The organism is Saliphagus infecundisoli (assembly GCF_020177375.1).
Lineage (GTDB): Archaea > Halobacteriota > Halobacteria > Halobacteriales > Natrialbaceae > Saliphagus > Saliphagus infecundisoli.
In genome coordinates, this window is the sequence record NZ_JAIWHV010000019.1 from 46,590 (window position 1) to 71,484 (window position 24,895).

The following is a 24,895-nucleotide window of genomic DNA, read 5'->3' on the forward strand; positions in this document are numbered from 1 at the left end:
ATAAGCTCTAGGTCATATGAGCTCAGGACTTGTCGAATTTAATTTCTCTGTCGATGTTTCTTGGACAGGCTCTCAAGGAGCGAGCATAGCGAGCAAGTAAGGAGGGGAGGAGAGTGTCCGTATCGACTACAATCACTCACTATCGCTTGTTATTCGAGAACCAAGCATTCTCAGGATTGGGAAAAGCTTCTCTCGACCGATTACACGCACAGCACGTGGATTGAGCTGTCAGCCAGCTACTACTCGTCGTCAGCTAATTCTGTCCGGACGTAGTATGGCCCTTCCCAGTTTTGGACCCACTCTGGAGCCGCAGGGTGAGATTGCAACTGATTTGCTTCGTACGACTCGTCTGGGAATATCGTTCCCTCTTCATCGGTTCCGTCTTCCCACGGCACTTCGAAGGTTACTGGGTCCCGGTTTTCGGCGGGATTTAGTTGTTTGTCTGCCCCATCGTCTAGATGGTACGGTCCGTCGACCCATTTTTGCGGGTTGAATGTGGCAACTATGTTAGATTTTTCGTTTGTCATAGTATTGCTGTCCGGTGCGTAATCGACATTACTCGTGGAAGGCCGAAAAAGCATAGGGGCGATTCTCACTTTTGAGCTTGAAGAAACGCCAATATTCCTGTTGGGTAGTAACTGTCACAGCAAGAATAGAGTCATACTTCGATGGACATAGGGCTGTCCAGTGCCATTACGGGTTCATGGCATCGGTGAAACCAATTGAAGACTGTGAAGGTGTACCGCACGCTAACGTGTTCCCGACCGAGGAACCGAAAACAATCCGATTATCTCTGGACGAAGGGGAAAGCGTCGGTGCACATAACCATCCTGAAAGGCAGGTCATTCTATATTTGATCTCGGGTGAGATCGATCTGCAACTCGATGGGGAGTCACATATAGTACAATCGGGAGATGTCGTCCAGTTCGACGGGACGTGTGAAGTAGCGCCAGCAGCAAAGATCGATAGTACTGCATTGATCGTTCTCGCCAAAAAGAGCGAATAACAGCGTTTCGCTCCAATTCGTCGGTTCATTGCGATGACCACCCTTATTGGGTAGCTGAACGAACGTTGCTCTATGTACGACCAGATTCTACTTGCCACGGATGGAACCATTGCGTCGAAGAACGCAGAATCCCATGCAATCGAACTCGCCGAGACGCACAATGCCACCCTTCATATACTCTTCGTCGTCGATGAGAGCATCTACACGGCATACAGTGGGGACGAGTATGTCGACGAGGCCGAGGGGCCTGAGCATGGACTCGAAGAACTCGGCCAGGAAGCTATCAAGACGGTCCGGAGTAGTGCAGAAGACAGTGATGTCGAGAGAACTGGGGCTGTAAAACATGGCCACCCGGTCGATACGATACTCGAGTACGGAGATCGCCAAGATATCGATATGGTTGTCCTCGGCACGAAACACCGGCCAGCGGAATACCGCGCGCTACTCGGGAGTGTAACCGAGCGCGTGCTTCGGCTAACCACTCGACCGACAGTCGTCGTAAAAACGGAAGTCGACAAATAATCGAGTTACTGTGGGTACTTTGGCAGAATCGTAATTCCTGTATCTTGGGATGATGTGATAGACCCACCACATTCCCAGATGTCGAACAATTCAAGCCGTGTCGTTCGAACTGAAGAGGCCGATGTTTGTCAGACTGCCTTGACGGTCTCGATGAGTTCATCGTAGTCTGGTTCGTTCGTCGGATCTTCAGCTACCCACCTGTAGGTCACAGTCCGGTCTTCGTCAAGGATGAGCACTGCCCGATTGGCGACACCATACAGACCTAAGTCCTGGGTATCGATTGAGAAGGAATTTGACGTTCCAGTTTTCGAAGCATAGAAGCGATCAATGAGGCAGTTTCGAGGGTGTCCTCAGGGGCAGCTATTTGGATGGTCCCCTGTTATCTTTGCGCGAAGAACCAGACCATCGACTCGATTGAACTTCATGTTCCCCCTAATATGAGTTCCCAACAGACACCATCTGAGACAGAATCCGACTCCAACAATGGATCGTCACCACAGCAGCGACGTCTCGACAAGAAACACGAGCGGGCAAAAGAGCGGGAGGTACAGGCGGCCGCTGAAGCGCAGTCTCCCGCTGATGAGCAGACGATTCTCCTGAGGGTTTTCAGGTACGACCCAGAAGTAGAAGCCAAACAAGAACCTCAATTCGATGACTTCCACGTTCCCTATGAAAAGGGGATGACGGTTCTGGACGCACTCATCTACGCTCGTGATCACTTCGATTCAAGTCTCACATTCCGCCACTCGTGCCAAATGGCGGTGTGTGGGAGTGACGGATTGTTCATCAACGGCAGCGAGCGACTCGGCTGTCAAACGCAAATTTCCGATCTCGATGAGCCAGTTCGCGTCGAGCCGCTACCCCATGAACCAGTGATCAAGGACCTGGTGGTGGACATGGACCACTTCTTCGAGCGGATGGATTCCGTCGAACCGTACTTTCAGCCAGACGAGTTGCCCGATAGAGAACTGGAAGAACAGCGCCAATCCCCCGAGAATCGTGAGAAGATCAAGATGGCCTCGCGATGCATCCAGTGTGGGTGTTGTACGTCGTCGTGTAACCCTTCGCAGACCGACGACGAGTATATCGGCCCTGCAGCTATTGTCAAGGGGTATCGGTTCTACATGGACGAACGCGAAGAGGAGGATGCGGGGGAACGTCGACTGGAGCTACTCGATAAGGAACATGGCGTCTGGCAGTGCCATACCCAGTTCTCGTGTACAACCGTCTGCCCGAAGGACATCCCAATTACTGAGGAGATTCAGGAGATGAAGCGCGAGTCCGTCAAACAGAACCTGAAATTCTGGTAAGAGGCAGCAATCCCTTCAGAACGATTGGTTCTGGTCGTCGTGCGGATACTCGTAATCGCCTTCATTAATGTTTGCTCCGCGATCGTCATAGTATTTCCTGCCAATATAACTGTCGTCAAGATTGCCGTAAATCGACTCAACGAGATCACCTGTCGTTTCGTATATCCTGTCGTTATCACTGACTAAAATTTCATCAACGGTCTCAGAGTCAGTAACGTCAGGAGCATCAACGATGTTGTCACCTGTTTGAGCGATTACCATCGTATGATCTACTGGATACTCGAATTCCTCTTGAAGGGTATCGTGTAATTGTTGAGGCCTCATTGTATCTTGCCCGGAATGAGTCATTGCTTACTCCTCATTTCCGAGGAGGAAGACGTCCACTGCCGTTCACTCGACCTGAAACTACAGTTGCCATACCCAAAAAGATACCCCTTAATTTCGCTGAAGGCGGTGTTCGCGCTCGATATCCTGCAGCTGTGGGATTAGTTCTGACTCTCTCGCAACGTGGATGATATAGCGTGGGACGTCCTGTGTCGTCCGGGCCATGAACGGTTCACCCCAAAAACTCAAGAGCGCGTCTGTCTGCTCGTTTTCCGTTCCGCGAAGAATGAATGAGACGTTATCATCAAGGTCGCGCCAGATGGGTTCCTGTACCGTCTCGGCACCCGTACACTTTCGCACCTTCGGTTGGACCTGGGTATTCCAGCGCTCCCGTTCACTCTCATCAAGGACGAATTGAATCGAGGAAACATTTGGATTTTCGATCGGTGGACGAAGCAACGCATCGAACAGATCCTGGGGGACGAACATAAGTAGACAGACGTTGAACCAGATCATTTCACCACGGGCACCCTGACCGAACTGCGTACTCCGCGATCTGAGTTGTGCTGGACCGATGAGTTCGAGATCGGGAGCATCCATACCTGCTCGGATTTCTTCGACAGTGCGTTCGGTTTGAGCAACTGACTCAGAGAGGTTCTCGGTTTCTGATTCGCGTCTAAGATGACTGATAAACAAGAACGCCATGAGAACGAGCGTAATCTGAAGAAGCACGCCTTCGTCCACGATGTGCAGGAAATGGAGTACAAGTGCGAGAACCGCCGCTAAGATGCCTGCGACCGCTTCCCATTCTATCTCCTTGATTTGCCATTTCATATTGACTGTATCCCTGAAACAGAATTCTGGCTATAGGCACATTACTCTATTCAGTCGAGTACCGGAGTCCACAGGTGCCTTCTGGTGCTTCAAACCAGACATCCGGGACTCCCATAGAATGTAGCTTCCTCACCCTCCCCTGGATCGGAGTTTGATGCTCCGTCAAGGTATTCGCGGAGTCCATGGATACCGACAAGTACCCAGTCAGCATAACCACCATTCCCTTCTTGACCGCCAGTTCAGACTCTCCAGAGACTGTGCGTTTAGGCAACGTTTCGAGGTGGACTGTCGCTAGTTGTCCACTCTGGCTCAGCACCGTTCTAACTGACACGTCGTCGTGAAGGAAGCGGGTGAATCAGGTGACTGATTCATCCGCTGTCCGGATACGCACCTGATGAACCTACCAAAACTCACGCAGGTGCTCACAGATCCGAACGAGTTCATTACGAACAGCCAACTCAAGACTCTTGCTCTGGAGGTGCTCGAGTTGGTTCCATTGCCAGGAATCGAGGGCTCGCCCCTCGATTCCGTCGATATCATGGAAGTCGTCCTCCGAGCAGCCGTTGGAACAACCTCGGTCAACGGCGTCACGACCAATACAGAGGACACGCCCAACAGAGAACCCGTCATGGACTGGCTCCATACGCTCAACAAAGAGCCGATGCTGAACGCTGTCAACGATATTCTCGCGACGCTGGCGATGTCGGTTCTCGACCGATCGCGGTCGAGAACCGTCTGCATCGACTTCATGGATAACCCGTTTCATGGCTATCCCGACGACGAAACCGAGTTCAGGCGAATGCAAGCCCGTGACGGCACGACGAAGTGCCATAGGTACTGCACGGCGTTCGTGATCGCCCAGGGAAAGCCGCTGACGCTGGCAGTTGAACCGGTGGATGGCGACGACAGTGCCGCCGACGCGGTCGAGCGAGTGCTCGCCCGCGTCGAGCTGTATCCGTTCGAGATCGACCGCATTCTCATGGATCGAGCGGCCTATGTCGGAGAGGTAATCGGCGTTCTTCGGGCTGTTGCGCCGCCAGTCTTCCCGGTCAAGACCGGGAAGGCGACGCTTCGGGAGAAACTTCAGTGAACGCGTCATACATGGCCGAAGAAACGATCTGTGAAGGCAAAGAGCACGAACAGACGTTTCCGATGGCCGTGCACATCACGTATCAGAACGGGGATCGTGGAAAGTCCGGCGTGAAAGCGACAGGATACGCGGCGTACGGTCTGGAAGACCGCACGCCGCCACAAGTCGCACGTATCTACACTGATCGATCGCGAATCGAGAAGAGCTACGAGAAGTTTCGTGAGGCACGAGCCGTAACGACAACGCCGTCACCGACAATTCGGCTGTTCTACGTCGGCGTTGGGTTCCTGTTAGAGCAGCTGTGGATCGTGATCCAGTGGGCCGTGCTCGCCGCGCCACGACGTGGCGGGCGAGCACTCCCAGTAGAGTTCACGTTCGGAGATGCGTTTCTCCACGGGATCGAAGGAGTGCTCGACGATGAGCTGGGATGGAAAGAGAAGCATCGAACGAACGGGGTTGGATTGCCGGCTGGATGCGACCACGGTCTCGGCTGAGCCGCCTCGCTTCGCGTGAAGCGAGGCTGGCGAACAGCGACAGCGCTCTTCTGAGGTGGCCTCAGCGACGGACAGAGCCGGAATAGATGTGTAATCCGATATGTCCTCACATCCTCGCAGCGTATTTGTCGCTCTTCGGTCCTTTTTCGCCGTCCTTCCAATCTGAGACCGGACTTCTCCTTCCGTCGCTATCGATCGAGTGGACAACTAGCGACTGTGAAATGGGAGCGCTGAGAGGACATACTACTCGACTGGACTGAGAACTACGATCGACACCTCCTCCACACAGCTTCAGGGCGAGGTACTATGTATTTGGAGCGTATAGTTTTCATGCTCTCACGTTCAGACGCTTGAACCGAGAGTGAACCCATTATGAATGGATACATTACTAACATCGAAGAGGATACCCTCGAAAACGAGGATTATCGCCGCGTACTGTACACCGGTGAACACACACAACTTGTCCTGATGACGCTCCCACCGGGTGAAGAAATCGGACTAGAAACTCACGAAGAGCACGATCAGTTCATCCGCGTTGAGGAAGGGTCCGCTCAAGTGGTTCTTGACGAAGAAGAGGCTTCTCTCGGAGACGACGACATTGTCATCATTCCTGCCGGAGCCGAACACAACGTAACGAATACAGCGGATGAAACAGATCTGAAGTTATACACGCTCTATAGTCCGCCAGAACATCCAGATGGAACCATTCACGAGACGAAACAGGATGAAGACTACTGAACCCGTGTTCTGAGTGCCACGACACTGGGAATTACCCCCGGTTTGTCACGACCTTTCTAGAACCGACTGTCTCGTTTCGGTAATAGACCGTCGCATCCGATAGGCAACACCATACTTTGAGGTAGCTGGCAGATCACCTTCAAAAGAGAACGTCTCATGGATGACTGCCGAGATACAAATGAGAACCCAGCGGGAGAAGACAATCATCAGGACAACAGCAGTCACCACCAGCACGGACCCGGCGACCCTGATGAAGCGGTTGACGAGTCTGACGAACAACGGGTAGAACAGGAGCTACTGGAGGAAGAGGCGCAACCTGCCGCCGAGGGTAAGGCGGTTCTTCACGAGCAGCATAAGCACACCGAACACAAAAGCGAAGGACACGACCCCGGTTCCCACGAGGGGCACGGTGAGGGCCATGGCGGGATGCACGAGGGTCACGAGCAGATGTTCCGCCGGCGCTTTTTCGTCTCGACACTCCTGTCGATTCCCGTCCTCCTGTACAGCGAAACATTGCAGGGATGGCTCGGCTTCTCCGTCCCAGCGTTTCCGGGTAGCGAATGGATCAACCCCGTCTTCGCGATAATCATCTTCGCGTACGGTGGAGTTCCGTTCCTCCAGATGGCGGTGCCGGAGCTGAAAGACCGGACACCGGGAATGATGACGCTGATCTCGATGGCGATCACCGTCGCGTTCGTCTACAGCCTGGCCACCGTCATCTTCCCTGCACAGTCGGCATTCTTCTGGGAGCTCGTCACGCTGATCGACATCATGCTGCTGGGCCACTGGATCGAGATGCGGTCGGTCCGCCGTGCCTCGAGCGCGGTCGACGAGCTGGCGAAGCTGATGCCCGATATTGCCGAGCGGATCACCAACAACGGGGAGACTGAGGAAGTCCCTGTTAGTAAACTCTCCGAGGACGATCTCGTACTGGTCCGGCCAGGTGCAAATGTTCCTGCTGACGGCATCGTTGAGGAAGGTGATTCGGACGTTGAAGAGTCGATGATCACGGGCGAGTCAAAACCGGTCTCGAAGAAACCTGGCGACGAGGTCATCGGTGGGACGATCAACGGCGACGGCAGTCTCCGCGTGCGCGTCGGTGCGACAGGCGAAGAGACGACGCTCGCGGGCATCATGCGACTCGTCGAGGAAGCCCAACAGAGCAAGTCCAAGACGCAGGTGCTGGCCGATAGAGCGGCTGGCTGGCTGTTCTACGTCGCCCTCGCGGCGGCAGTCGTGACAGCAATCGCGTGGACAATCGCGGTCTCGTTCAATGCAACGGTTATCGAGCGCGTCGTCACGGTGCTCGTCATCGCCTGCCCGCACGCACTCGGGCTCGCCATCCCGCTGGTCGTCGCGATTAACACGTCACTCGCCGCTCGTAACGGGATGCTTATTCGTGACCGCATCGCGATGGAAGAGGCAAGAAATTTGGACGCCATCATCTTCGATAAGACGGGGACGCTCACCGAAGGCGAGCACGGGGTCGTCGACATGGCGACCGTCGACGGCGTCAACGAGAATGACGCACTCGCCCTAGCGGCGGCCGTCGAGAGCGACTCCGAACACATGATCGCGCGAGCCATTGGCGAAGCCGCCACAGGGCGAGAGTTAACCCCTCCTGATGCGTCCGACTTTGAGGCCATCAAAGGAAGAGGTGTCCGCGCAAACATTGACGCCTCCGGCTTCACCGGAGGCCCGTCGAACTCGTCTGAAAGTGGCGACGAGGTGTACGTCGGCGGACCGAATCTGCTAACCCAGCTCGACAATGAGGTTCCTGACCACCTCCAGCGCTTCGCTGACGAGGCCGGCCAGAACGCACAGACCGTCGTGTACCTCGTCCGCGAGGGTGAGCTGATTGCCGCGTTCGCGATGGCGGACGTGATCCGCGATGAGAGTTTCCGCGTCGTTGAATCTCTCCACGAACTCGGCATCCAGGTGGCGATGCTGACCGGTGACTCCCAGGACGTCGCCACCGCAGTAGCCGACGAGCTGGGTATCGACACCGTGTTTTCGGAGGTTCTCCCTGGGGACAAGGACAAGAAAGTGCAGGAACTCCAGGACCAGGGCAAACTCGTGGGGATGGTTGGAGACGGCGTTAACGACGCGCCGGCGTTGACTCGAGCAGACGTCGGGATCGCTATTGGAAGCGGCACCGACATAGCGGTCCAGTCGGCCGACGTTATCCTCGTCCAGAACAACCCGATGGACGTGGTTCGGCTCGTTAAACTGAGCAAGGCGAGCTACCGGAAGATGCAGGAGAATATCGTTTGGGCGGCCGGCTACAATCTCCTTGCACTCCCGCTCGCCGCAGGAATTCTTGCGCCGATTGGAATCGTTCTGTCGCCCGCTGTGGGTGCGCTCCTGATGTCGCTGAGTACTATCATCGTCGCAATCAACGCGCAACTGCTTCGGCGCGTTGATCTCTCTATCCACAGTCTTCCAGGAATAGCTTCAACAACTGGCGCTCAACCTGCAGACTGAGAGTCTCTGTTCACTTCAGGATGCCTTGTTTTGCCGCCGATTGACGGAAGCTTCAGACGCTCTCACGGGGAAAATTCCGTCAGGCTCCGCAGGATTTGGACGCCGTCTGACGATATGGAATTGCTCAGACGGCTGTCGCGTCTAGATTACGCGTGAGTGATACCTGTTCGTGTTCGTCCCGATCCGTCGTCGATCCGGTCTCCGTCCAGAAAAACCTCAATCAGCGATCAAAGGAATCAAGCAAGTCGAGGTTGAGAAAACAATATTATCTCTCGAAAATACTTCAAATCATCCGACGAACAACAGGAGATCGTAAAAAGTTTAGCATCCATAATCCATCAGGACATTATCGACCCATCGGATTTAATGTTAGAACAGATATCACGAAAAGAACTCGAAGAGACTCGTCCGATTGCTCAACTCTTCGACCTAGGAGATGAATTACAGGATTGTGACTGTGGGTCTCTCTCATGAAAGCGTGCTATCTTAGCACGTGTGCTACCGTATAGGACCAACGCTCATCCCGATAGACCGTAACTTGGTGTAGAGCCATCTTGATTATCTACTATTGCGGGTGGAAAATGCTGTGCACTGGGTGCACGACGATTAAAATTGGTTAGAGGTCGTTTTTTCATCGACGGATAATTATCTCTCGAACGCGAGCAACGTGATCAACGTCAGATTCAAAATACGCTGTAAGGATTGCTTCCACGCTCTCGGAGCGTGAGGCTCCGAGATCAGCACATTCATCGACCAGTTCTTCAAGTTCGTCAACGAGTTCCTCCGGAAGAGCCACGCCAAACTTTTCTCTAGACATAATTGAGACCCTCTAAAAACTCTGTGCACTGGGTGCACAGTTATCTTAACGATTTACCGCAGTTTCTCTAACGTGGCTCTGCCGAGTTACAGTTTATCGAGATGAGCGTCACGCGAGTCCGATAGCCTCGGCAATCAGTTCGTGCGACCGAAGCGCGTCGGCGTGGGTTGCGTGGATGTGCTGTATCATCACTTCGTCAACGCCAACACGTTCCGTCAACTGTTCGAGAAGAGACGCAAGTGTCTCCGGACTGCCGGAAATCGCTCGCGGCCATTCGTCAGCATCAAGTGTTCGGGGCGTCGGTTCGGGAACCTTCCCGAGTTCGTCGATAGCTTCTTCGATAGAGGGTCTTGTTCCGACGACACCACGTTGCATTCGCTTGTATGATGCCTCGGCTACGGCCCGGAGCCGTGCTGCCTCCTCATCAGTCTCGGCACAGACCGCGTTCACCGCAATCATTCCTTGTGGTTCGTCTATACTTCCAGCCAGTACCGACGACTGGAATTGCTCGCGGTACTCCTCAAACGAGTGAGTGGCGAACTTCGGTCGAATAAACGCCGCGAAGCAGTACGGGAGCCCGAGTTTGGCTGCGATTGCCGCGCTCGACGGGCTAGATCCGAGTGCCCACGGATCCGGAGTTCCCGTGCCTGACCGTGGAATCTGCAAGTCATTATACGGATGGTCGTCGGGGTAGTCGTTGTAGAGATGGTTGACGACAGCCTCAATCTTCTCCCTGTGATCTTCATCAGGATTTTGGACGTGCCGATCTGTCCCGAGTGCGCGGTCGGCGGCTGGCGACCCGTTCGCTCGGCCAAGTCCCGCATCGATACGTCCCGGAGCGAGCGCGTCCAGCACACCGAACTGTTCGGCGACTTTGAATGGGCTGTAGTGGTTGAGAAGTACCGCTCCGGAACCGAGCCGAATCGAGTCTGTTTTAGCAGCGAGGTGCCCGAGCAGTACTTCGGGCGTCGTCCCGGCGATAGAGTCCGCCATACCATGATGTTCGGCGACCCAGAACCGAGAGTACCCAAGCCGTTCGGCGTGTTGGGCGGCCTCAACGGTGTTGGTGTACGCATCACTCGCAGTCCCGTTAGTGGGAACGGGGGAAAGGTCGACGATAGAGAGATCCATACCTGAATTCGGGGGCTGTAACAGTTAACTGTTTGGTTAGTCAAGCACTTCCTTCCACCAGTTGATCAGACTCTCTCTGGGACGTGCTCAGGGATAGTCTCTCGACACGCCCTCGCTTGTGGCTTCGTCTCGATGAGATTGGGAAGCTTTTTCGTACTGACCAAGTAATTAGCCAATATGGCAGATGTACTCGTTATCGGCGGCGGCCCGGCTGGCCTCAGTACCGCGCTGTTTACGGCGAAGAACGGTCTCGAAACGACTGTCTTCGACACCGACGATACGTGGATGCACAAGGCCCATCTGTTCAATTACCCCGGAATCGGATCAATCGACGGGTCGAACTATATGGCCACCCTCCGCGAACAAGTCGACGATTTCGGTGTCGTCCGTCACCAGGACACCGAAATCACGTCGGTTTCTACAACCGATGATGAGTTCCTCGTCACATCAGATGACGACGAATACACTGCAGACTACGTCGTATTAGCGACGGGGGCAAATCGTGATCTCGCGGATGATCTAGGCTGTGCGTTTTCCGACGAGGGCGTCGTTGACGTGGACGTGACGATGGAAACGTCGGTCGAAGACGCCTACGCAACGGGCGCGATGGTTCGAACTGAAGAGTGGCAGGCGGTTATCTCCGCAGGTGACGGTGCGGCAGCCGCGCTCAACATTCTCACAAAAGAGAAGGGCGAGCACTTCCACGACTTCGACGTACCAGCCGATGCTGAGGAACTCTTCGGGTCGTTAGTCGATACTGAGTAATTAGTGCTCTTAGGTCTCCGCTCACCTTGTTCGCTACCTGTCCTGTATGCGGGAGTCTGCCCAAACAGGTGTAACCGATATCCCAGACACGATTCCGTCGGCCTGACGACGACCTCTTGATGAGTTCATCCCTATGAGTGAACGATCCCGACTTGCGGCCGTCGTCTGGAGCGTCCTTGTTTCACAGGTGTTTCTCTATCCAGGACTCGACGAAATCGTCTCGGTGCTGGGGGGTGGTGAGAGTATTCTCTCGGGGACGTGGTTCTTGGTCGCTGAGTTCGGTTCGTTCGTCGTCTTTGCTGTGCTATGGGGCATCGCTAGTGATTCGCTTAGTGCTCGAACACCACTTGTCGTGCTTGGTGCTGCGGGAGGTGCAATGAGTTATCTTACAGTTGCGGTCGCACCCGCCGTCGGTCTCGAGTTCGGCGCCGTATTGTTGTTGCGTGTAATTGGCGGCGCATTCACGATTGGTGCGTTCTCGCTATCAATTACGATGCTGATGGACCTCTCAGGTGGTCACGGCCGAAATATGGGTGCGGCCGGGACGGCTATTGGACTCGGTGCGGCACTTGGTTCAGTCGTTGGCGGTCAACTCACGAATGTTGACCCGCTTTCGCCTCTGTATGGGGGTGCAGCGCTCCTCGCTGGCGCAGCCGTCCTCGCTGCCACAGTTCCCGACCGGAGTTCTGCCGGCGGACTTCCTGTCGACACAGTCGTCAATCGCATCCGAACTCGCCCGACGTTACTCGTACCGTTTGCGTTCGGCTACATCGATCGTTTAACTGCGGGGTTCTTCGCGTTGACTGGGGTTGCCTACTTTAGGGAGATGTTTGGTATCGATGCCGCACAAGCGGGTCTCACACTCGCGTTGTTCTTCGTTCCGTTTGCGGTGTTGCAGTATCCAGTCGGCTCACTCTCCGATCGGATCGGCCGCTTCTTCCCCGTTATCATCGGATCGATGTTATACGGAATCACGATCATTGCTGTCGCCCTCGTCCCCGGATACGGTATCGCAGCAAGCCTGATGATTCTCGTCGGTATCTGCGGAGCGTTAGTCTCTCCGACGACGATGGCTCTCGTCACCGATATCGTACCGGCGACAGAACGGGGCGCTGCCATGGGTGGATTCAACGTGTTCGGGAGCCTCGGTATGTTAAGCGGATTCATTATCGGGGGGACTGTCACAGAACTCTACGGCTATCTGCCAGCATTTTTCGCTGCCGGCGGGCTGGAGATAGCGATTGCAGTCGTTGCGTCAAAAGCTGTCTGGGAAATTACTCTTACCGAACGGGATCCGACGTCTCGCGCGGATAGCAACTAAGGAGACCAAACGAAATATCGAATTGAGCGGAATGGCATGGCATCCTCTGCGCGCGTCAGTATCACACTGATTCGACACGCCAAGTGTATCTATATTCTCATTTACCATAATAGCATTTAACAATCGGGTTTGTAATCCACATCGAAAATTAAACCAGAGTACAGTATAGAGAGTCCAGATGAGAGAGGAAAAGATTCGTACCGTTAGGTAGCATGTCCTCTCGATAGGAAAGCTTTTACTTCCAGTGTTCAAAAATATTCTATGGTTCTTCGAGATTATTTTGAGTCTGACACTCGGTTCTACTATGCGATCGGTGTATTCATTATTCTAATCTACTGTAGTGTGGTTACCATAACTGCAATAAGTGGTCTCGCAGTCGTAGATCGACGAATCATTCCGCTCACAGTCGGATTCTTCATATTTATGTTTGTGTATTTTATTTCAATAAGCGTACAAGCACTCGAACCCGATGTTTAAACAGTTCGCAGCGGTGCGGATGCACATATAGTTATCTCGCCTAGTTCAGTTGTCAGCAAATTTCTGAACGAAGAGACCATGCTACTATCTCCTGACAAGCGCTATATTTTCGATTGAAACTGTAGTCTCGCCATCCATCATAAGAAGAAGGTCTCTGGTAACCCGTATACGAACAGTATCGATCATGTTGACAGTCACTGAGAGGTCGCCTTCGTCAGTTCACCTTAGATAATCAGATGGATTGCTTCCTATCTTTCTTAGGCGAGAGAATCCCGGTGCTCACGCCGGTGTGAATCGTCCACTCCCGGAGATCAGTCTCCGGCAATTGGCAGGTGACTCTCGCCGTTCACCATCCCACCATTCACACGCACGTCTACTGGTACGTCTCCGCCCCCCGGCTTGGGCGAGGAACGGAATCTATGTGGTCGTTTCCGGGCGTATCGGAGCCCGATGTTTTTCGCTGCGTTGTAGTCAGCGTTGACCTCGTACCGCACTTCTGGCAGTGAAAGTGTTCGCTATTGTGGTCCCCTCCCTACTCGCGTCTCCGTGCGACAGAGCGTCGCACTTCCGGCGCTCGTTGAGGAAGGGGGCTCCGCCTTGCGAATAAGCTGAACCGACTGCAGCTCAGGGATGGGAGTAACGACACCGTGGTAGTGCCAGCACTTCGTCGGTGTGCAAACCTGCAACCACCCAACTCAGCAATACCGGTCTTATGGGAAGCCCCATCGTTTGCGACGGGGAGGATGTCACGAGGTGAGCGTGAGACCGTCTTCAGCTACTATCACATTACCGTCGAAGACTGATTCGGCATTTCGTTGCATTGCATCGAGGTCGCGGTACGGCATGATGTGTGTGAGAACGAGGGTCTGCACGCCGGCGTTCTGTGCGATCTCCCCAGCATCGGTCGCATCGCAGTGGTTGGCAGTCAACGTGGACTCGTTAAGACCTTCTTCTCCTGCTGCATGCTGTGGCCACACGAACTGGTCCTCTTCGTTTGGAACACGGTTTTCGTCGACCGGTGCAGTGTTGCAATCCTGAACGAGGATATCGGCGTCAGCTGCGAACTCGGCGAGTGATGGGATCTTCCGCGTGTCGCCAGAAAAGACGAACGACGACCCGGTTTCGTGTTCTTCGAACCGGTACGCGTATGTCTCGATCGAGTGTTCGACTGGCAAAGCGTCGATCTCCCAGCCATCCATCTGTTGACTGAACTCATCCGTCACACGTTTGGTCTCGATGCTCGAAATCCCATCCGTTGGATAGATGTCCTTCCGATACTCAATGTCTTCTGCATAGACGTCGTACAGCGAATCAACGAGCCGGTCTGTTCCGTCTGGGCCATACACCGTAAGCGATTCACGACCTGCTTCCGTCCAGCTGGTAAAGGCGAAGTGAAAGAACGACGCGTTGTGATCTAAATGATGATGGGTGAAAAATAACCTCTCGATTTCTCCCATGTCGATATCGGAATCCATCAACCCATAGACTGTCTTGGGCCCACAGTCGATCAACACCGTGTCGTCCGCTATGTTAATCACGAGGCTCGTACCGCCACGTTCTGGGATTGGAACGGGACTCCCTGTCCCAACTAACGTGATTTCCATGCTTCAGAATAGCACGAGAGTACCTTTGTATGTTCGTGTTACCTCCAAATCCTACTGATTGGTCTCTTCTCGATATGTGAGTACGACTCAGAAGCCTCTGTTATCTTGGAACACGTTGTCTCCACACTCCAGCGATCAGGCCCGAAGCGACTACACCGATGAACGAGAAAGCGAGAACCACCGTAAGGACGTTCGGATCAGTAAAACTCGTCGTTGCGATAAATAATGCAATTGCTGCATTTCGAGCGGCGGTCGTGGTTGCAAGAACCTCCCGCGTATCCTGTGCCGGCCCTCCCATGCTATATCCAAGTAGTAACGCTGCACCGACAAGGACAACGGAAACCAGTAGTGCTCCAGTTCCGACGAGGAGAACCATTTCGTCAATGTACACAACGAGCAATAAGACAATCAAAAAAGCAAACGAAAAATTAGAGAGTCGCTGTATCGGCGGATACAGACGGCTAGCGAGAAGCGGAGAGCGGATGTCGATTACGAGCCCGACAACAAGCGGGGCGAGTTGGACAGCAAAAACGAGCCAGGCGATCCCGAGGGGGTCTGCAGCCACATCGCCGGGCATGAGTAGTGCCACTGTTAGAGGGATCGTCACAACGGAAACAAATCCAAGAACAGTCATGAGACCACTCGCAAATGCGATGTCGCTCTCCGAAATTTCGGCGAGTTTTGGACCAAACGGTGCTCCGGGAGCCATCGCTATGAGTAGAAACCCAGCCGTATATCCAGCCTCCATAGGAAGGATACGGACAAGTAGATATGCAAGCAGCGGGACCGCTACGAGGTTGAGAACCAAGGATTTCGCCATGAGTCGCCGCTTCCTGAGAGAGTCCATTAGTTGGCCGATAGTCAACTCTAACCCCATCGAGAGCATCGTCGAGAGGACGAAAATCGTTGTAGTGAAATCTACGATCCCACCAACTGTGGCTTCTACCATCCGTACATTTTGTATGGCACCACAACAGAAATATCCACCATTACTTTCTCAGGTTACAATCTCTTTCTCCAGTGTGACTAAGTAATACTTCCCCTTATGTTGCCCCGTCTTGTTATCTGTCCTTGCTACCTCAGTCTTCCGCGGTGTTTGAGGATTTAGCACCCTTTCCTCCTGTATAGGTTGGAGATAGTGATTGCAGTACTCGCGGTCCGGTCGATTCAGTGAATAACGACTTCCGATGACAGACTGTCTTCCGATAGGGGCGACGATTGAAGGCGACATTCTACTTATTGGTGATACCGAGATTGTCATTTGACGATGATTCGTCTTTTATCGCGACATGATCTTGTTCACGATCCAGAGGAGTACCAGAATGGGGAGAAAAGGGAGGAGCAGGATAACCAACGGAGCAGCGACAAGATACCCAATTAAATTCATTTCAGGATTCGAGTAGTCCGTCCGGAGACGACCCATTGATCTCGTCATATACGATACTACGTCTTCCATCAACAAAAACTGACTGGTTGATTAGTCCCTTAGAACGGGAATCAGGCTTATTAGCGGTATTTGTACTTGGAAATATCTCTATGACTGATTGAGTAGTTAATGAATGAAATGGACAAGCCTATTCGGCTAATGTTCCGAAATGCATGATCGGAACGCTACATGAGTCGGCTGTACCGATCGTCTTAGGAGGTCTCTGGGTACTCAGACCACCAGAAGTCCCCACGCTTAGGGTTCTCATAGGAAGCATGGGTACACTCGTCTTAGTGACTATTCTTCGGATCCTAAGTCGGTTCAGTCGACGCGGGCGGCAACACCAGATTAAGACCCATCCCGTCAGCAGCCACTCCCTTCGTTACAGGGCAGGGAAAAGACGATATCTCATCCAGGTTTGGACACGTAGAACCCGCCCGCACTTCTCTCATATCTCCACCTTATCGCCAGAGACACTTAAAGCGAGAACAAGTGTCCGTCTGAGTTGCCCCATAGTAGGGATCGCGTCTAGACTCGTGGGGTAACTCGGTGGATCGCCACCAACACTACTATCACCGTTGGTGGCTGACATCTACTTGCACGGCCCTATTCCCGCATCTAACACAGGGCTGTGCACGGTGCGTCATGCCCTGGGCGGGTGTGGGGACCCCCGCCTCGGTCATGCTCACTGTCAATCGCGACCTGCAGCGGCGTCGCTGCCTGGTCCACTGTGTACAACCGAAGCTGGACACGGTAGAATTGGACCCCAGTCTGAGTAAGCTCAACCCGCCTGAGTCTTTATTTCACGGGATGAGAAGCTGTCTCGCGTTACCTTCGCCTGCGTACCCAACCTTCAATACAACTGCCATTTCTTTCAGGGTATATAGCAATTAGCCAAGGTATGGTATTGGTTGAGAAGGTTGGCCTGATCCTCAGTCTAGTTCTACTCGCTTTGGGTACGACAGAACTCGGCGGTGCTACCGATATATTTCCTGTAATTGGCTACATTCTCGTCCTCTGGATAATTGCCCTTCTCATGTAGTTATACGGAAGGTGGCAATCGTAACTGAAATCCATCTTCGAGCGAGTGCTCTCGTTCGGCGATATCCGCATATACACCGCCGGGACGAGTACGGAAGATATCACGTTCCAGGATGTCCCCAATCCGATGCGGATCAAACCTACAATGACACGGTTACTCGATGAACAATGTCCTCAAAGAGACGATCTTCAGATGATCGATGACCCCCCGCAAGAAACGGGGGATGACCAACTCCGAACGCAGTACTCCGATCAGCAAGACCCGAGTAATCCAAGCATTGGAGAATCAACGTTCCTCAAAACGCTCGAAGCGGAGAGATCAATCTCACAGCCCCTATACCACCCTCAATCAGTATAGCCAGTAATACTGTCCAGTGTTACTGGTTAAAATGCGCAGTATGACCGGACAGTCTGACGAGTATTTATGTGGGTGGGGCAAGATTATTAGATTAGATGATACCGTACACGGTTTGGTCGGAGGCTGGTGGCGTCGGGAAAACGACGTTCACCGCAACCCTTGCTCGCGCGCACACCAACCGGGGTCAGAAGGTTCTCGCAATTGATATGGACCCACAGGACGGTGGTCTGACTCATCATTTCGGGCTCGACGACCACAAGTCCGACGCTGAAGCCGACAATCTCGTGCTCCATATGATCGGTCGGCCACGTGGCGAGTTTGACGATCTCATCCGAACCAGCGAAGGCATTGACGTAATTCCGAGCCACAATACCCTCGGGAATCTCACAGACTTGCTTTCGAAGGCGGCTGAACTCGAAGAAGACACTCACCCAGACCCCGATTACACCTTCGAAAAGGAGACGCAACTTCGCCGCGTGCTCGTCGATGCCGACGTGCCGTCGACGTATGACACAATCATCATCGACCCGCCAGCCTCAGAAGGACAACATCTCTACAATGCCGTTTATGCAACGTCGAACCTGCTCATCCCGTTCGAACCCTCTCCAAAAGGTGAGCGGAGTATTCAGGGGCTTCGCAATGTGGTGAATGGACTCGAGACAGAACTCGGCAATATCGACGTTGGCGTGATTGGTGCAGTACCGAACAAGCTCAAAGGGACCAATATCAACCAGAAATATCTTGACGCCCTAGAAGATGAATCACTCCCGATCGCACCGATATCGATCGGCGAGCGGGGATCAATGCTTGGCGATGCGTGGGACAACCAAGTTTCAATCTACGAACTCGCGGAAAACGATGAGTATCGCGACCTCCGTGACTACGAACAACCAACTCTCGAGAAATTCGACGAACTAGTCGAATACATCACTGGCCAGTTCACAGAGGTGCCAGCATGAAAGAGGGTGGTCAGGATCCGTTCGCTGATGAATCGAATGACGACGACCACGATGACAAACCAACGTCACAGACCAGTAAGACCGACCAGTCTGACCAAGCAGGGCAGTCGAACACAATAGCGCAGCCCTCCAGTAATACTGGACAGTTTGACCGGTCAGACTTACCACGAATAGTGGTTCGAGACAGGGTGAAAGACGATCGTGACGACGTGCATCAACTGTTCGTCTACGAGGACACCCACACTAAGGAAACGGATGCACGGCGGGAACTCAACGACCGCTTCGACACCGATATCTACAAACTCGACGCTCGTGAAGCGATCTATCGTGCCGGAATGCAAAATCTCGATGATGCCGAGGAGATCCTTCGTGAGTGGGGTGCAGATATCTAGACCTGAGGTCGGATAGGTCGATTCGTCATGCAGAGACCACCGCGAAATTTAAATTGCAGAGGTTGGGTTTCTCTGTCTATCGTGCGTGAGAACTCCATTCGCCAAGTTCAGGTACCAAGACAACGTTTCGGAGAAGGAGAATTCCAGATATGAAACGAGAAGGAGCTTATGATAGTCGCGTAAGCAAGCGCTCCCGGATCACGAGCAAACACGGGAGCACCGTCATGCACGCGACGAACGCGTAGACGATGCTCAATCCGGTCACGATGCCGAACCGCTGGAGCGGCGGCGACAGCGCCAGCGCGAGCACCCCGAAACCGGACGCAGTCGTCACCGCACTGCCAAGCAACGCACCGCCGGTTCCCGTGAGTGCTGTCGACAGTGTGTCTGTGAGCGAGTCGTGACGAGCGCGTTCGTCGACAAACCGTTCGCTGACGTGGATGCTGTAATCCACGCCCAGACCGATCGCCAGACTCGTGATGACGACGGTTTCGCTGTTGAATGGGATGTCGAGCACTGCCATCGTCCCAAGCAACCATGCAAGCGCGATGACGACGGGAACGAGCGTCACGACACCCAATCCTGGCGTGCGGTTTCGCCACCAGTACAGTCCAACGAGAAGTGCGAGAATGACCCCCAACGTGATGGCGAATCCCTCAACGAGCGTCTCGAACAGCCCGCTCTGGACGACCGCAGTGATGACCGGTCCACCCGTTGCGATGGCCCGTACTGGCGCGTCCCCTTCGATGGCCGAGGCGACGCCCCGAACGTCGCCCGTGACCGACTGGACCGAGGCGTTCCCCTGCACACTAACTGTCAGTCTGGCGGATTGGTACGACCCGTTGTCGGCACGATAGAGTACCGATGACGCTTGGTCGGGAGCAGCCTCGAACAACAGGTCATAGACCGCCGCAGTATCTCGATCCGGGAGTCCATCACCATCCGTGTCACGCACTTCGATCGCGTCGGCGACTGTCTCGTTTTGGGCAGCGACACTACGGAGGACGGATGACGGACTCTCGATCGCGGCTCTTCCATCGGAACCGACGACGATAGTCCCACTGCTGTTCGTGTTCTGGGTCACGTCGTCGATTGCGGTGAGCAGCGCCGGCGCGGTCACGTTCCCGCGTATCAGTATCTGTCCTTCTGCCCCCTGTCCGCGCTGGCGGAAGTTGTCGCTCAGATAGTCGAGGTTCTGGCTCACATCGTAGTCGCCGGGGACGAACGGTCCCGGCAGCGATTCCATCCACGCTGGGGCATCCTGTGGCAGGAAGTCGGCCTGGTTGAACTCCGTGTCAATGTCGGTCGCACCGTACGCGCCTGCGGAGGCGAGCACCAGTGCGATCACGATGACGGCGATAGGCGCTCGCCGTGCGAGCGCAGCGGTGCCCGAGAGAAGACGGCTCAACCCTCCGGAACCGACGCCGACGGCAGGATTGTGCCGGTCGCGGCCACGGCGGTCGAAAAACCGTTCGAGTTCGAGTTTGATAGCCGGCACGAGCGCGGCGAAGATGACGAAAATGGCGACGATACCGACACCACTCAAGATGGCGAAATCCTGAATCGATTCCAGCGGACTGACGTAGTTCGAGAGAAAGCCGACCGCTGTCGAGAACGCGGCGGTAGCTAACGCGAGGACGACGCCAGCAATCCCGACACGCATCGCAGTCGTGGGATCGCGCCGATCCACTGTTTCGTCGTCGGTGTCGAGTGTTCCTTCTCGCGCCTCGCGGTAGCGCATGACGACGTGAAGCGAGTAATCGATACTTAGACCGATGAGCAAGAACGGCACGGCGATCAGGGTCGAATTCGACGGAATCCCGAGCCAACCCTGCATGCCAGCGTACCAGACTATCACGACGCCGACACCGAAGACGCTCACGAGAACGTCAACAACGTCGCGGTAGGCAATCGTGAGGACCACGAGTAAGAGGACGATTGCGACCGGCGTGATGATGGTGAAACTATCGCCAATGGCCTGCGAGGACTCCTCGTCGATGATACCTTGTCCGAACACGAACGCGTCGGCGAAGCGGTTCTCGACCAGCGAGTCGATGGCCACCTGCGCGTCGTTCACCGCTGGGGTAGTTGTCGCTGAACCGCTCGGGTTCTGCTGGAAGACGAGTGTAGTTCTCGCGTCGGCTTGCGTTGTCTCCGGTTCGTAATTCGTTGGGAGGAATTCGGTTGGGTCGCTACCCGAAACGGACGCATCCGGGTCGAGGATCCGGCTGAGATACGTCTCGACTTGCTCGTCCGAACTGGATTCGAGTGCGGCGATCTGCTGATCGAGTGTCGGTGCTGACGACTGACCCTGCGCCGCTGATGTATTGTTCCCGCCCGTCGCACGAGAGCTGGCGTTTGCACCCGACGTGTTGGCGCGTTCGCTCTGTTCGTGAGCATATGCAACGTTCGCCACCATGTTCTCGATGCCGACCATCCCTGTCCCGTCACGAAGCGTCGCATTGATCGATTCGTTTCCGCGGATCTCCTGCTGAAGACGGAGGCTTTTGAGTAGTAACTCGTGGGTGAGAACGTCACCGCCATCGTCCCTGATGACGACCTGTGCAACAACTGCATCGTCCGTCTCGTACGTCGCTTCGATGCGGTCGAGTGCCGCCTGCTCCGGGGAATCAATACCGGCCTGGCCGATTTCCCCTTCGCTAGTGGTTCCAATGACTGCGCCAGCACCAACGACGGCACTGATGACGAGCAACAGAGCGATTATCAGTTTGCTCCGTGAGGCGAGCACCTCCGCGTATCGAGAGGTCAGTTCCCGCTTCATCGGTTACCGACACCGTCTGTTACTGGAGTAGTTGCGGAATCGGATCGACTGATGGGGATTTCGGACCAGTTCATACGTTCTCTCAAATGGTGACTGATAAGGTGCGATGGAAGGTTCCCAAAACGTGGGACAACTGGCTGTAGTTTCAAAAGTCGACCCAGATAGCGGTCTTCAGTGAGAACGAATCGGATGCTACGTCCGGTAAAGCCCAACGATCATGACGACGAACCCGAGACAGATAATCACGCTCTCGAGGAGCATTCCGGCGGTGACTGAAGCGCCGCCGATGTGATGGAACACGCCGACCAGAAACGTTCCGAGAGTGATGACCGCTAATCCCACCGCAAAGTACTGGAGACCAGCGATCCGTGTTCGGTTGTAGGCTCTGTACGCCATCAGCGAGACGACTCCCCCGAGGACGAGAGCAGCAATCTTGACGACGACGAGCAATGCGACGAGTAGCTCCATCACGACTCCTCCTTCATTGCCGACCAGAACGTAGCCAGTCGGTCCTCCGGGTCCGTCTCCGGACGGGTCACCGTCATGGAGAACTCGCCGGTGTCGTCAATACCAATTGAGATATCCGTGAAATCCCGCTCGTAGAGCGTGACGTTTGGCCCGTCGCGTCGAACCTCCGTATACTCTCGAACGAGTGCCGATTCGCGGAGTAGTTCGAGTTTCCGATACACCGTCGAGCTAGAGAGATCACAGTCCTCACGCAGGTCGTTTGCCGATTTCGGCTCGTTTAACCGAGCAAGAATCTCTCGACAGGTACTATCGTCGAGCGACTGCAACACTGGCGGGAGAGCGGATTCATCGGATTCGTCGATTTCGTCGGACGACCATCGGGCCATTTCGGTAGATGAGTCAGTCGAGCCAGTATTCGACGGGATCAGTGATAATCGATTCGACCCATTGTGTTGTTCGCTCATCTCAGGTGCTGTATACTGTGATTCTGTTTCGAGAGCCGACGGCACTCATGTTTTGTCGTACTCGATTCTTTCGGCGGAGAGGGGATAGGAGTCTCGGTCATTCCCAGATAGCTGGAATAGCCCGATTCCAAGCCCTCCGTGCGGTTTCTGCTCGTCTGCAGATGCCACTCCCAACATCTGGGACGCCCCCATCGATGTTTATCCTCCAGATTCGAATACGACACTGATGACGCACGAAGCCATCACCCGAGTCGATCCACGAGACACTAGACGTATGATCGAAGCCGGCGCAGCACTCCGACTGAGCAACGCCATTACGATGGGCAAACCGCTGAGCACGAGGGTTCACCGATGACGAGTGTCCTCGACATAGCGATGACCATCCACACGATCTTCGCAGCGCTTTGGACGGGTGGCACACTGGTGGTTGCAGGCGCTGTTATCCCGGCAGCACGCAGCGAGTTGCTGAGTACGGATGGACTGATTCTCATCGCACGACGGTTCTGGTATCTCACGGTCGGTTCAGTCCTTCTGTTGTTGTTCAGTGGCGGGCATCTCGCAGGGACACTCTATACTGCCGAAACACTCCAGTCAACCGGCCGAGGGAATCTCGTACTGGCGATGGTCGGCCTCTGGCTCGTCCTCGCAGTCGTGCTGTTCTTCGGCTTCCGCCGGTTGACCAGCGACCACCCGGAGAAGTCAGCGGTCGCAGCAGCAACGAAAGCACGACCGTGGTTCCTCGGAGCGAGTGTTATCTCGATAGCACTACTCGTCGTCGCTGGATTTCTCTAATCGACCGAGAGGAAAATCATAATACGTTTCGTCACACCGAATGGAAACCGATGATCTCGTCGGATTCGTTTCAGACGTCACTACCATCGCGCAGGCGCGCTGCGAGCACGCCACGGACTACACCGACATCGAGACCCTGATCTGTCGGCTCCCGACTGCCCATCTCACGTTCACGGCACACGATTCGTTAGCACCGTGTTCGGGGCCATATTCGATGGCGTTATTGGTTCGAGCCTGCCTGCTCAAAGACACCAACGGCTGGGACGAAACCGCCCTCCACGACCATCTACGAGCGTATCTCTCGCTCCGACAGGCTCTCGGCTTCGAGTCGCTCCCGAATCAACCGACGTTCTGGCGCGCGTGGAACGAACGCTTCAGCGAGGAACTCTGCGATGCTGTACAGAAGTGGCTGATGCGATTATGATGGCCGTGCGTGCCTTCGAGGTTCCGCTTCCCAATCGGATTGCTACCCACGAGCCAGATGAACCAGAAGTCGATGATCTTCCTAAACACCAGCTCGTCGCCGAGAAAACCGACGAGGTCTGGCAACAGGCCAAATCGTTCGTGACCGACGCGTTCGTGCTTGATCGCGGGCCGAACTGGCAGATCCACGAGAACGCCTTCTGGGAACAGCACGCCTACTTGGGGATGCGCGAAGACATGCATGCGCGCAGCGGCCCGGCATCGTTCTCGCTCGATACCACGCGCGAGCGTATCCCAACGGGATCGACCCACCGCTATCAGATCGGCAAGCACTCGGTCGATGACATCCGTTCGATGCTCCACAACACCACGCGGATGCTGATCGCCCGTGCGCGCCACCACGCCGAACTCACCGGGAAGCTCTAGGCAGCCATCGACGTGACCCAGGGGTTCCCGTTCACTGGCGATTTGGAAGATCATGAAGACGATATTCTCGGGCACCGCGACGGCAACGAGTGCCGCTTCAGCCTTGAACTACTAGATTTATCTCCTCAGAGCGCCTCTTAGCAGTATTCAGACGTGCTCTGAACCCACTCATGCCACGAACTCAGCAGTATGTTGTCGATCTGTCTGCCGATGAACGAGCCGAACTCGAAGCGATGTTAGCGGCTGGAACGCACAAAACGCGTGTTCTCACGCGAGCACGCTGTCTCTTGCATGCGGATGACGGTTTGACTGACGAGCAGGTCAGTCAAGCCGTCGGCTGTCACCCGGGAACGGTTGCCCGATTCAGGAAACGCTACACCGAGGACGGCCTCGCGGCGATTCATCGCCGCAAGGCCGACCGCGTCTACGAGCGCAAACTCGACGGAC

The 24,895-nt window shown here is 54.7% G+C and carries 23 protein-coding genes and 4 pseudogenes; 14 read left to right on the top strand and 13 right to left on the bottom strand.

Annotation, left to right across the window (positions count from 1 at the left end):
• Positions 1-239: 239 nt before the first annotated feature.
• Positions 240-527, bottom strand: coding sequence for a hypothetical protein (locus LCF40_RS16915; protein WP_224829383.1), 288 nt, complete (start codon positions 525-527; stop codon positions 240-242).
• 176 nt (positions 528-703) lie between these two features.
• Between LCF40_RS16915 and LCF40_RS16920 the strand changes: the two genes are divergently transcribed.
• Positions 704-1,006, top strand: coding sequence for a cupin domain-containing protein (locus LCF40_RS16920; RefSeq protein ID WP_224829384.1), 303 nt, complete (start codon positions 704-706; stop codon positions 1,004-1,006).
• Positions 1,007-1,078: 72 nt separating this feature from the next.
• Complete coding sequence (locus LCF40_RS16925) at positions 1,079-1,528, top strand: universal stress protein (protein WP_224829385.1); 450 nt, start codon at positions 1,079-1,081, stop codon at positions 1,526-1,528.
• 128 nt (positions 1,529-1,656) lie between these two features.
• Here LCF40_RS16925 and LCF40_RS23555 read toward each other — a convergent pair.
• A pseudogene (locus LCF40_RS23555) lies at positions 1,657-1,809 on the bottom strand (redoxin domain-containing protein); the annotation flags it as partial.
• A gap of 156 nt (positions 1,810-1,965) precedes the next feature.
• Between LCF40_RS23555 and LCF40_RS16930 the strand changes: the two are divergent.
• Positions 1,966-2,838: a succinate dehydrogenase/fumarate reductase iron-sulfur subunit gene (locus LCF40_RS16930; protein ID WP_224829386.1), complete on the top strand. Its 873-nt coding sequence runs from the start codon at positions 1,966-1,968 to the stop codon at positions 2,836-2,838.
• Between the two features lie 15 nt (positions 2,839-2,853).
• Here the strand turns inward: LCF40_RS16930 and LCF40_RS16935 are convergent, their stop codons facing one another.
• The gene (locus LCF40_RS16935) at positions 2,854-3,186 is read right to left on the bottom strand and encodes a DUF5789 family protein (protein ID WP_224829387.1); all 333 of its coding nucleotides are present in this window, start codon (positions 3,184-3,186) and stop codon (positions 2,854-2,856) included.
• 87 nt (positions 3,187-3,273) lie between these two features.
• Positions 3,274-3,996, bottom strand: coding sequence for a hypothetical protein (locus LCF40_RS16940; protein ID WP_224829388.1), 723 nt, complete (start codon positions 3,994-3,996; stop codon positions 3,274-3,276).
• Positions 3,997-4,390: 394 nt separating this feature from the next.
• Here LCF40_RS16940 and LCF40_RS16945 point away from each other — a divergent pair.
• The 3 genes and pseudogenes from LCF40_RS16945 to LCF40_RS16955 all read left to right on the top strand — a co-directional run bounded on the left by LCF40_RS16945 (position 4,391) and on the right by LCF40_RS16955 (position 8,802).
• Positions 4,391-5,580 (top strand): annotated as a pseudogene (locus LCF40_RS16945) (ISH3 family transposase).
• 372 nt (positions 5,581-5,952) lie between these two features.
• On the top strand, positions 5,953-6,318 hold the full coding sequence (locus LCF40_RS16950) for a cupin domain-containing protein (RefSeq protein WP_224829389.1): 366 nt from the start codon (positions 5,953-5,955) through the stop codon (positions 6,316-6,318).
• 156 nt (positions 6,319-6,474) lie between these two features.
• Positions 6,475-8,802, top strand: a complete 2,328-nt coding sequence (locus LCF40_RS16955; RefSeq protein ID WP_224829390.1) for a heavy metal translocating P-type ATPase — start codon at positions 6,475-6,477, stop codon at positions 8,800-8,802.
• Between the two features lie 631 nt (positions 8,803-9,433).
• Here the strand turns inward: LCF40_RS16955 and LCF40_RS16960 are convergent.
• Both LCF40_RS16960 and LCF40_RS16965 read right to left on the bottom strand, forming a co-directional pair.
• A complete protein-coding gene (locus LCF40_RS16960) occupies positions 9,434-9,619 on the bottom strand; it encodes a hypothetical protein (protein ID WP_224829391.1) in 186 nt (61 codons plus the stop codon).
• Between the two features lie 108 nt (positions 9,620-9,727).
• A complete protein-coding gene (locus tag LCF40_RS16965; protein WP_224829392.1) occupies positions 9,728-10,750 on the bottom strand; it encodes an LLM class flavin-dependent oxidoreductase in 1,023 nt (340 codons plus the stop codon).
• Between the two features lie 177 nt (positions 10,751-10,927).
• On the opposite strand from LCF40_RS16965, the gene LCF40_RS16970 reads away from it, so the two are divergent.
• The 3 genes from LCF40_RS16970 (at position 10,928) to LCF40_RS16980 (ending at position 13,313) form a co-directional block, all read left to right on the top strand.
• Positions 10,928-11,515: an NAD(P)/FAD-dependent oxidoreductase gene (locus tag LCF40_RS16970; protein WP_224829393.1), complete on the top strand. Its 588-nt coding sequence runs from the start codon at positions 10,928-10,930 to the stop codon at positions 11,513-11,515.
• Between the two features lie 133 nt (positions 11,516-11,648).
• Positions 11,649-12,836, top strand: coding sequence for an MFS transporter (locus tag LCF40_RS16975; protein WP_224829394.1), 1,188 nt, complete (start codon positions 11,649-11,651; stop codon positions 12,834-12,836).
• A gap of 261 nt (positions 12,837-13,097) precedes the next feature.
• Positions 13,098-13,313, top strand: coding sequence for a hypothetical protein (locus LCF40_RS16980; RefSeq protein WP_224829395.1), 216 nt, complete (start codon positions 13,098-13,100; stop codon positions 13,311-13,313).
• A 311-nt stretch (positions 13,314-13,624) separates the two neighbouring features.
• Here the strand turns inward: LCF40_RS16980 and LCF40_RS16985 are convergent.
• The 4 genes and pseudogenes from LCF40_RS16985 to LCF40_RS23775 all read right to left on the bottom strand — a co-directional run.
• A pseudogene (locus LCF40_RS16985) lies at positions 13,625-13,839 on the bottom strand (zinc ribbon domain-containing protein); the annotation flags it as partial.
• Between the two features lie 220 nt (positions 13,840-14,059).
• Positions 14,060-14,917, bottom strand: a complete 858-nt coding sequence (locus LCF40_RS16990) for an MBL fold metallo-hydrolase (protein ID WP_224829396.1) — start codon at positions 14,915-14,917, stop codon at positions 14,060-14,062.
• 100 nt (positions 14,918-15,017) lie between these two features.
• Positions 15,018-15,866 carry a bile acid:sodium symporter family protein gene (locus LCF40_RS16995; RefSeq protein WP_224829397.1) on the bottom strand — a complete coding sequence of 283 codons (849 nt, stop codon included), beginning with the start codon at positions 15,864-15,866 and terminating at the stop codon, positions 15,018-15,020.
• 330 nt (positions 15,867-16,196) lie between these two features.
• Positions 16,197-16,373, bottom strand: coding sequence for a DUF7535 family protein (locus tag LCF40_RS23775; RefSeq protein ID WP_425504267.1), 177 nt, complete (start codon positions 16,371-16,373; stop codon positions 16,197-16,199).
• A 1,464-nt stretch (positions 16,374-17,837) separates the two neighbouring features.
• Here LCF40_RS23775 and LCF40_RS17000 point away from each other — a divergent pair.
• Together LCF40_RS17000 and LCF40_RS17005 are read left to right on the top strand one after the other, a co-directional pair.
• Positions 17,838-18,701, top strand: coding sequence for a ParA family protein (locus LCF40_RS17000; RefSeq protein WP_224829398.1), 864 nt, complete (start codon positions 17,838-17,840; stop codon positions 18,699-18,701).
• Positions 18,698-19,093, top strand: a complete 396-nt coding sequence (locus LCF40_RS17005) for a DUF7970 domain-containing protein (protein ID WP_224829399.1) — start codon at positions 18,698-18,700, stop codon at positions 19,091-19,093. The genes LCF40_RS17000 and LCF40_RS17005 overlap by 4 nt, the downstream gene beginning before the upstream one ends.
• 166 nt (positions 19,094-19,259) lie before the next feature.
• Here the strand turns inward: LCF40_RS17005 and LCF40_RS17010 are convergent, their stop codons facing one another.
• The 3 genes from LCF40_RS17010 to LCF40_RS17020 form a co-directional block, all read right to left on the bottom strand.
• Positions 19,260-21,875 (bottom strand): efflux RND transporter permease subunit, encoded by a 2,616-nt coding sequence (locus LCF40_RS17010; protein WP_224829400.1) that lies wholly within the window; start codon positions 21,873-21,875, stop codon positions 19,260-19,262.
• A 192-nt stretch (positions 21,876-22,067) separates the two neighbouring features.
• On the bottom strand, positions 22,068-22,343 hold the full coding sequence (locus LCF40_RS17015; protein ID WP_005041768.1) for a DUF7521 family protein: 276 nt from the start codon (positions 22,341-22,343) through the stop codon (positions 22,068-22,070).
• Positions 22,343-22,729, bottom strand: coding sequence for a helix-turn-helix domain-containing protein (locus LCF40_RS17020; protein ID WP_380682315.1), 387 nt, complete (start codon positions 22,727-22,729; stop codon positions 22,343-22,345). Before LCF40_RS17020 ends, LCF40_RS17015 begins: the two co-directional genes overlap by 1 nt.
• A gap of 429 nt (positions 22,730-23,158) precedes the next feature.
• Here LCF40_RS17020 and LCF40_RS17025 point away from each other — a divergent pair, with 429 nt between their 5' ends.
• The 3 genes and pseudogenes from LCF40_RS17025 to LCF40_RS23780 form a co-directional block, all read left to right on the top strand.
• On the top strand, positions 23,159-23,599 hold the full coding sequence (locus LCF40_RS17025) for a CopD family protein (protein WP_224829402.1): 441 nt from the start codon (positions 23,159-23,161) through the stop codon (positions 23,597-23,599).
• 40 nt (positions 23,600-23,639) lie between these two features.
• Positions 23,640-24,538: pseudogene (locus LCF40_RS23560) on the top strand (transposase); the annotation flags it as partial.
• A gap of 143 nt (positions 24,539-24,681) precedes the next feature.
• On the top strand, positions 24,682-24,895 hold a 214-nt coding region (locus LCF40_RS23780; protein ID WP_224829407.1), incomplete at its 3' end, for a helix-turn-helix domain-containing protein.

Bases quoted from the DNA above. Each gene is read 5' to 3' on its own strand.
- LCF40_RS16955 (WP_224829390.1), top strand. From the start codon at position 6,475: ATGGATGACTGCCGAGATACAAATGAGAACCCAGCGGGAGAAGACAAT.
- LCF40_RS23775 (WP_425504267.1), bottom strand. From the start codon at position 16,373: ATGGAAGACGTAGTATCGTATATGACGAGATCAATGGGTCGTCTCCGG.
- LCF40_RS17010 (WP_224829400.1), bottom strand. From the start codon at position 21,875: ATGAAGCGGGAACTGACCTCTCGATACGCGGAGGTGCTCGCCTCACGG.
- LCF40_RS16990 (WP_224829396.1), bottom strand. From the start codon at position 14,917: ATGGAAATCACGTTAGTTGGGACAGGGAGTCCCGTTCCAATCCCAGAA.
- LCF40_RS16970 (WP_224829393.1), top strand. From the start codon at position 10,928: ATGGCAGATGTACTCGTTATCGGCGGCGGCCCGGCTGGCCTCAGTACC.
- LCF40_RS17015 (WP_005041768.1), bottom strand. From the start codon at position 22,343: ATGGAGCTACTCGTCGCATTGCTCGTCGTCGTCAAGATTGCTGCTCTC.
- LCF40_RS17025 (WP_224829402.1), top strand. From the start codon at position 23,159: ATGACGAGTGTCCTCGACATAGCGATGACCATCCACACGATCTTCGCA.
- LCF40_RS16940 (WP_224829388.1), bottom strand. From the start codon at position 3,996: ATGAAATGGCAAATCAAGGAGATAGAATGGGAAGCGGTCGCAGGCATC.
- LCF40_RS16975 (WP_224829394.1), top strand. From the start codon at position 11,649: ATGAGTGAACGATCCCGACTTGCGGCCGTCGTCTGGAGCGTCCTTGTT.
- LCF40_RS17020 (WP_380682315.1), bottom strand. From the start codon at position 22,729: ATGGCCCGATGGTCGTCCGACGAAATCGACGAATCCGATGAATCCGCT.
- LCF40_RS16980 (WP_224829395.1), top strand. From the start codon at position 13,098: ATGGTTCTTCGAGATTATTTTGAGTCTGACACTCGGTTCTACTATGCG.
- LCF40_RS16950 (WP_224829389.1), top strand. From the start codon at position 5,953: ATGAATGGATACATTACTAACATCGAAGAGGATACCCTCGAAAACGAG.
- LCF40_RS16930 (WP_224829386.1), top strand. From the start codon at position 1,966: ATGAGTTCCCAACAGACACCATCTGAGACAGAATCCGACTCCAACAAT.
- LCF40_RS16925 (WP_224829385.1), top strand. From the start codon at position 1,079: ATGTACGACCAGATTCTACTTGCCACGGATGGAACCATTGCGTCGAAG.
- LCF40_RS16995 (WP_224829397.1), bottom strand. From the start codon at position 15,866: ATGGTAGAAGCCACAGTTGGTGGGATCGTAGATTTCACTACAACGATT.
- LCF40_RS16920 (WP_224829384.1), top strand. From the start codon at position 704: ATGGCATCGGTGAAACCAATTGAAGACTGTGAAGGTGTACCGCACGCT.
- LCF40_RS17000 (WP_224829398.1), top strand. From the start codon at position 17,838: ATGATACCGTACACGGTTTGGTCGGAGGCTGGTGGCGTCGGGAAAACG.
- LCF40_RS16935 (WP_224829387.1), bottom strand. From the start codon at position 3,186: ATGACTCATTCCGGGCAAGATACAATGAGGCCTCAACAATTACACGAT.
- LCF40_RS16960 (WP_224829391.1), bottom strand. From the start codon at position 9,619: ATGTCTAGAGAAAAGTTTGGCGTGGCTCTTCCGGAGGAACTCGTTGAC.
- LCF40_RS16915 (WP_224829383.1), bottom strand. From the start codon at position 527: ATGACAAACGAAAAATCTAACATAGTTGCCACATTCAACCCGCAAAAA.
- LCF40_RS17005 (WP_224829399.1), top strand. From the start codon at position 18,698: ATGAAAGAGGGTGGTCAGGATCCGTTCGCTGATGAATCGAATGACGAC.
- LCF40_RS16965 (WP_224829392.1), bottom strand. From the start codon at position 10,750: ATGGATCTCTCTATCGTCGACCTTTCCCCCGTTCCCACTAACGGGACT.